Annotated in this window: 4 protein-coding genes; all 4 read left to right on the forward strand. The window is 44.0% G+C overall.

Annotated elements, in window-relative coordinates; genetic code table 11:
- Positions 1-8: 8 nt before the first annotated feature.
- From ACMH5P_RS11875 to ACMH5P_RS11890, 4 genes are read left to right on the forward strand one after another with little or no spacing between them, the layout of a single operon-like run.
- A complete protein-coding gene (locus ACMH5P_RS11875) occupies positions 9-2633 on the forward strand; it encodes a valine--tRNA ligase (protein WP_459494585.1) in 2625 nt (874 codons plus the stop codon).
- Positions 2633-3646, forward strand: coding sequence for a gliding motility protein GldB-related protein (locus ACMH5P_RS11880; RefSeq protein ID WP_459494586.1), 1014 nt, complete (start codon positions 2633-2635; stop codon positions 3644-3646). The genes ACMH5P_RS11875 and ACMH5P_RS11880 overlap by 1 nt, the downstream gene beginning before the upstream one ends.
- Before the next feature lie 5 nt (positions 3647-3651).
- Entirely contained in the window at positions 3652-5460 is a 1809-nt protein-coding gene (locus tag ACMH5P_RS11885) for an ABC transporter ATP-binding protein (RefSeq protein ID WP_459494587.1), read from the forward strand.
- A gap of 1 nt (position 5461) precedes the next feature.
- A complete protein-coding gene (locus ACMH5P_RS11890; protein ID WP_459494588.1) occupies positions 5462-5887 on the forward strand; it encodes a Fur family transcriptional regulator in 426 nt (141 codons plus the stop codon).
- Positions 5888-6297 lie beyond the last annotated feature (410 nt).

Below are 6297 nucleotides of genomic sequence, written 5' to 3' on the forward strand. Positions count from 1 at the left end.
ACGCTTTTATGATTGATAAGAATTACGCCCCGCAGGAAATTGAACAGAAATGGTACGCCTATTGGTTAGAGAACAAGTTCTTTGCCTCTAAACCCAACCCGACAAAAGAAGCGTATTCCATCGTCATCCCTCCACCAAATGTGACGGGCGTGTTACACATGGGGCACATGCTGAATAATACCATCCAAGACGTCTTGATTCGCAAGGCGCGTATGGAAGGAAAAGAAGCATGTTGGGTTCCAGGAACCGACCATGCATCTATTGCCACGGAAGCGAAAGTTGTTGCGATGCTGAAAGAAAAAGGCATCGAAAAGAAAGATATTTCACGCGAGGAATTCCTAACTCACGCCTTCGAATGGAAGGACAAATACGGTGGAATTATCCTCGACCAATTAAAGAAATTAGGAGCCTCTTGTGACTGGGATCGTACGCGATTCACCATGGAACCGTCTTTGTATGAAGCGGTCATAGACACCTTCGTTCGTTTGTATAACAAGGGATTGATTTACCGAGGAGTCCGCATGGTCAACTGGGATCCCCAGGGTAAAACGGCCTTATCCGATGAGGAGGTAATCTACAAAGATGTTCAGGCCAAATTATTCCACATCCAATACCCCTTGGTCGATGGATCCGGATTTGTGACCATTGCCACCACGCGACCAGAAACAATCATGGCGGATGCGGCTATTTGCGTCAATCCAGCGGATGAGCGTTATCTGCATTTACATGGAAAAAAGGTACGTATCCCCTTAATTGACCGGGAGATTAGTATTATTCCGGATGACTACGTGACCTTGGACTTCGGAACAGGATGTTTAAAGGTCACTCCAGCGCATGATTTAAATGACTACGAATTAGGCTTAAAACATAAATTACCGGTAATCGACATCTTGAATGATGACGGAACCTTGAACGAAAAGGCAGTACTTTTCGTAGGTGTTGATCGTTTCGAAGCACGTAAGCGAATCGTAAAGCAATTGACTGAGGAAGGATATTTAACGAAGACCGACGAATATAGGTCGACCGTAGGAACATCCGAAAGAACGGGAGCTGTTATCGAACCGAAATTATCGTTGCAATGGTTCTTGAAAATGGAGGACCTCGCGAAGCCGGCTTTGGAAAATGTCATGAATGACAATATCCAATTGCACCCTGCGAAATTCAAAAATACCTATCGTTCATGGATGGAGAACGTCCGCGATTGGTGTATTTCGCGTCAGTTGTGGTGGGGCCAACAGATTCCTGCGTTCTACATGGAAGACGGCACGGTCATTGTGGCGAAAGATAAGAAGGAAGCCTTACGAATTGCCAGAGATAAATACCAATTATTCGCTTTAGTAGAGGATGATTTGACGCAAGATCCGGATGTTTTGGATACGTGGTTCTCGTCTTGGTTATGGCCTATTTCCGTATTTGACGGCATTGAAAATCCGAATAACGAGGAAATAAATTACTACTACCCGACAAACGATTTGGTGACGGGTCCCGATATATTATTCTTCTGGGTGGCTCGTATGATTATGGCTGGTTATGAGTGGCGCGATGAACTTCCGTTCAAAAACGTTTACCTAACAGGAATTGTACGCGATAAACAGGGTCGTAAGATGTCCAAATCGCTGGGCAATTCCCCAGACCCATTGGAGCTTATTGAGCGTTTCGGTGCAGATGGCGTTCGATCTGGATTGTTATTCTCGGCACCAGCGGGGAATGACTTATTGTTCGATGAAAAGCTATGTGAACAAGGACGAAACTTCTCGAATAAAATATGGAATGCCTTCCGATTATTGAAGGGCTTGGAAGTTGTACTGGGAGCATCTTTACCGGAACACACCTTAGCAACGGCTTGGTTTGAGGCTAAATTAAGCCAAACCATTCGCGAGGTTCAGGATCACTTTAGTAAGTTCAGAATATCGGATGCCTTATTAAGTATTTACAATTTGGTTTGGGATGACTTCTGCGGGAAGTATTTAGAAATCATCAAACCGGCTTACCAAAGTCCGATTCACCAAGACACGTTAAATGCAGCCTTGGGATTATTTGATTCGTTGATGCGCTTGATGCACCCTTATATGCCATTTATTACGGAAGAAATTTGGCAAGCGATTGATACGCGCGAGGCAAAGGAAAGTATTTGCCAAGCAGAATTTCCAAAAGCTGGTGTTGTGAATGAGGCCTTAATCGCTCAATTTGATGCGATGTTTGAGGTGGTGACCAAGGTTCGTGAGATTAGAAATACGAAGCAACTGTCTCCAAAATTAGCATTGCCACTTTGCATCAAATCGGATCAACCAGCGGCCTATGCCTCGGTTGAAGCGATTATGTTAAAATTAGCCAATTTGGAATCGATTACGTTTATCTCGGAAGCAATCACAGATGCCCAGACATTCGTAGTTAAATCGGATCAATTCTTTGTCCCGATGGCGAATGATGAAGATCCAGCTGTCGTAAAGGCAGAATCTGAGAAGGAACTTACGTATTTATTGGGTTTCAAGAAATCGGTTGAGGCGAAATTGGCCAATGAAAAATTTGTTCAAAATGCGAAACCTGATTTGGTGGAGCGTGAGCGCCAAAAGCTTTCTGATGCAGAAAATAAAATTAAGTCCTTACAAGAATTACTAGCTCGATTGGGATAATGAAACGACTGATTCTCTTTTCCTTGGCCATACTTTTTTGGCAATGTTCGACCGATGAGAAAGGAAAGAGCAAGGCCCCTTCGATCCGTTGGGACATGCAGCGCATTGACCGCAGCTTAGCAGAGGCTAAATCGCCGGAAGCTATCGATTCCATCCTGAAAAAGCATCCGGAGATCGGAATTGGATATTTCAGTTGTCCGCCTGAAAAGACGCCATTATTGGCGCGCGATTTATATCAATTGTTCCAAAACCCATCGTTGCAGGCTTTTTATAAACAAAGCCAGGATACGGCGTTTTTTGGGGGAGACCGATTAGAAAAGGAATTAAAGTCGGCCTTTGAACGAATTCAAATCGAATTCCCAGGTTTAAAGACCCCAAAAATTCGGACAGTATTTTCGGGTTTTGGTGGGGTTGGCGGAGAATTTACGGCCCAACATTTACAGGTGTCGGATAGTTTAATCGTCATTGGACTGGATTTCTTTATGGGAAAAAAGGGATTATACCTTCCGCCGAATATTTATGATTACCAAATGCGTCGCTTGGAGCCCGAGGCATTGGTAGGTCAGGTGATTCTACAATATTCGGCATTCGTGAATCGTCAGAATGAACAAGATCATTCGATGCTAAGCGACATGATTTGGTATGGAAAGGGATTTGTGTTTACGAAAAAAATCATGCCGGAATTAGCCGATTCCTTACTTTTTGGTTACACGACGCAGGAATTAGCTGAAACGAATGCCTTCCAAAAACAGGTTTGGGAACATTTTATTGATAAAAAACTGTTGTTCAATCAGGAGGAGCTGACCAAAAACAAATATTTGGGCGAGCGTCCAAAAACGCCGGAGATTGGTCCAGCCTGTCCGGGATCCATCGGCCGTTGGCTTGGGTGGCGGATTGTTGACCTCTACTGGAAACAAAATCCGAAACTAACGCTCTCGAAGCTGATGACGGATGCTGATTACAATCAAATGTTTTTAAAGTCGGGCTACCGAGGTGAACCCGACAAAGAATAAATCAAATGGCAAAAAGACACGAGAAATTTGGGGCGGAACCTGAACCGAAAGATAAGGTAAAGGTAGATAAGCAGGGTCTGAAGAGGGCATTGAAAATTTTTCAGTTTGTGGTTCCCTACAAATGGACCTTTGTGACGGGGATGCTGTTTTTATTGTTGTCCAATTTGACAACGATGAGTTTTCCTTTGTTAATCGGTCAAATGACGAAGGTTATCGAGGGAAAATCAACTTACCACATCAATGAAGTAACACTATTCTTTTTTGCGGTACTGATCGTTCAGGCGATCTTATCGTTTATCCGAATATATACTTTCGCACAGGTTTCTGAAAAGGCGATGCGGGATGTGCGCCAAAGTCTTTATGCGAAGATTATTACCATGCCGATTTTTCATTTTGAGAAGCGACGGGTGGGTGAATTAATGAGTCGGATTACTTCCGATATTACGCAATTGCAAGATGTGTTGTCGATTACCTTGGCGGAGTTCTTCCGACAAGTCTTTACGTTAGTTGGGGGAATTGTACTGATCACGTATTTGTCCTGGAAATTGACTTTGTTTATGTTGGCCACTTTTCCGATCCTCGTTATTGCGGCGATTGTCTTTGGGAAGTTTATTCGAAAGATATCGAAGAAGTCCCAGGATGAGTTGGCATCGACCAATATCATCGTGGAGGAGACCTTTCAGTCGATTCAGGCTGTTAAATCATTTACGAATGAAGCCTATGAAGTTAATCGCTATACGACGTCCTTAAATCGAGTGATCGAGGCGGCATTGAAGGCGGCAACGATGCGGGGTGCATTTGTTAGTTTTGTGATTTTTGCCTTGTTTGGTGGGATTGTTGGGGTTGTTTGGTATGGTGCGGCGTTGGTGGAGCAGGGGGATATGATCTTAGCGGATTTATTGACCTTTATTTTTTATACGGCCTTCATTGGGGGTTCGGTAGGTGGATTGGGTGATATTTATGCTCAATTACAGAAAACGATTGGATCATCGGATCGGATTTTGGAAATCTTACAGGATCCGTCGGAAATTGACATACATGCAGAGCAGGAAAAACAAGCGATAGAATTTGGTCAAATATCGATCGAAGATATTCGATTCTCTTATCCGAGTAGACCCTCTGTGGAGATATTAAAAGGTATTTCGATTGATATCGAACCGGGCCAAAAGATTGCGATTGTGGGAACATCGGGTACGGGAAAATCGACGTTAGCCCAATTGATGATGCGTTTTTACGAGCCGAATGCGGGGCAGGTTAAATTGAATGGTAAGAATATTCAAGAATACAGTGTTCAAGCGTGGCGGGGCATGTTGGCCTTAGTGCCTCAAGAGGTATTGCTATTTGGCGGTACGATCCGTGAGAATATTGCCTATGGTAAGCCGGGTGCTAGCCAGGAGGAGATTGAACATGCGGCGGAGCAGGCATTTGCGAAGGAGTTTATTGAGTCATTCCCTGAAAAGTGGGATACCTTGGTAGGTGAAAGAGGGGTGAAATTATCGGGCGGCCAAAGACAGCGCATCGCAATTGCTCGAGCCATCTTACGAAATCCTAAATTTTTGATTTTGGATGAGGCGACAAGTGCCTTGGATTCGGAGTCGGAGAAATGGGTACAATCAGCTTTGGAAGAATTGATGAAGAATCGGACGAGTCTGATTATTGCGCATCGATTATCAACGATTCGATCGGCGGATCAAATCATTGTGATGGAGGAAGGAAAGATATTGGAGAAGGGGAATCATGATTCGTTGATGAAGTTGAAAAATGGAGTTTACCGAAAAATGGTAGCTTTACAAACGGAAAACCTACAAGCATAAGATGGCGTCGAGACCTGAAGTACAATTGAGTAGTTTTGGCTTGCGCCCAACGGCTTGTCGGCAGGCTGTTCTTGACATCTTTAAGCAAAAGGGTTACGCATTGAGTCAGGGACATATTGAACAAGGCTTAGCGAGTCAATTTGACCGGGTGACAATCTATCGAACCTTAAAGTCATTTTTGACGAGTGGTTTATTGCATAAGGTATTAGATGATGAGGGGGCGGTTAAGTATGCCTTATGCCATGATGTTTGTCATCAGGAGGATCATCATCATCAGCACGATCATGTGCATTTTAAGTGTATCGAATGTGGTCAAACGACCTGTTTGGATACGGTACATATTCCGCAGATTATATTGCCGGAAAAATTCATTAAGAAGGAAAGCAATTTATTGATTCAGGGGGTTTGTCGGAGATGCAATCCGTGAGAGCTAAGAGATAAGAACTAATCCTTCGGACACCTGACTACTGCCCACTGACTACTGACTACTGGAGAACTAAGAACTTTCCCTTCGGACTTGAAAAACCAGGTTAGAGGTTAGAGTTTTCCTCCGGACTACTGCCCACTGACTACTGACTACTGGAGAACTAGGAGGTAAGAGGTTAGAGGTAAGAGGTTAGAACTAAGAACTAACCCTTCGGACTTGAAAAACCAGGTTAGAGGTAAGAGGTAAGAGTTTTCCTCCGGACTACTGCCCACTGACTACTGCCCACTGACTACTGACTACTGGAGAACTAAGAACTTTCCCTTCGGACTTGAAAAACCAGGTTAGAGGTAAGAGGTAAGAGTTTTCCTCCGGACTACTGCCCACTGACTACTGCCCACTGACTACTGCCC

The organism is Aquirufa sp. 5-AUSEE-100C1, from assembly GCF_054558655.1.

What these genes read in the sequence shown, in the direction of transcription:
- ACMH5P_RS11875 (WP_459494585.1), top strand. Translation starts at nt 9, where the DNA reads ATGATTGATAAGAATTACGCCCCGCAGGAAATTGAACAGAAATGGTAC.
- ACMH5P_RS11880 (WP_459494586.1), top strand. Translation starts at nt 2,633, where the DNA reads ATGAAACGACTGATTCTCTTTTCCTTGGCCATACTTTTTTGGCAATGT.
- ACMH5P_RS11885 (WP_459494587.1), top strand. Translation starts at nt 3,652, where the DNA reads ATGGCAAAAAGACACGAGAAATTTGGGGCGGAACCTGAACCGAAAGAT.
- ACMH5P_RS11890 (WP_459494588.1), top strand. Translation starts at nt 5,462, where the DNA reads ATGGCGTCGAGACCTGAAGTACAATTGAGTAGTTTTGGCTTGCGCCCA.